1 pseudogene and 1 other annotated feature are annotated in these 828 nt (G+C 56.6%); the pseudogene reads right to left on the reverse strand.

The window, feature by feature from the left end:
• Nucleotides 1-778 (reverse strand): annotated as a pseudogene (locus CZ338_RS11000) (IS3 family transposase); the annotation flags it as partial.
• Nucleotides 404-503, reverse strand: a sequence feature (AL1L pseudoknot). (Overlaps the previous pseudogene by 100 nt.)
• Nucleotides 779-828: the final 50 nt, after the last annotated feature.

Consider the following 828-nt stretch of genomic DNA (forward strand, 5'->3'; position numbering starts at 1 on the left):
GTGATAAACGCGGTGTAGGCAAAACCAGACAAGGTGCGCACATAGGTGATGTCAGCGACCCACAACCGGTGCGGCGCGGGTGCAGTGAAGTCACGGTTGACCAGGTCAGGGCGGCAATCCGGCACGTTGGCCCGAAGCGTTGTCATCGGTGTGCGGCCACGCCTGCGGCCTTGAATACCAGCTTGCTTCATCAAACGCGCGGTCTGATCACGACCGATGTTCCAGCCGGCGCGCTGCATAGCCTTCCACATCTTGCGGACCCCGTAGACGCTGAAGTTGTCCTCGTAGACCCTCACCAATTCAGGAATAAGCAGCGCATCTGACAAACTCCTCGCCGACGGCGCTCGTGCTTTCGCTGCTCGGTAACCGCGAGAGGTGATGAACCCACATTCTGTCTCTTTCAAGGTGCGACAGATAGCCTCGACCCCGAAGCGATCGCGATACGCATCGATGTATTCGATCATCTTCTGGTGGGACGGTCGAGTTCCGCCGCGAAAAAAGCTGACGCGGTTTTCAAGATCTCGTTAGCCCTGCGTAGCTCCTTAATCTCTTTCCGGAGCCGCTTCAGCTCGTCAGCCGCTGACTCGCCGGCGCCAATCTCAACATCGGACGAGGCCATATTCGGCTTCAACCAATCGTTGAGCGTGTGCGCTGGAATGCCGAGCTTTTCACCGATCTCTACGGCTGCACCCCATTTCGAACACCCTTCGAGCTCAACGAGATCCTCAGCCAAACGCACTGCCTTGGCCTTGAACTCGTCACTGTACTTCCTTGGCATGATTCCAATCCTTCTCTAGAAATGATCGGAACTAAACCCAGGACACTTCA

The sequence above is a fragment of the Corynebacterium urinipleomorphum genome (assembly GCF_900155535.1).
Lineage (GTDB): Bacteria > Actinomycetota > Actinomycetes > Mycobacteriales > Mycobacteriaceae > Corynebacterium > Corynebacterium urinipleomorphum.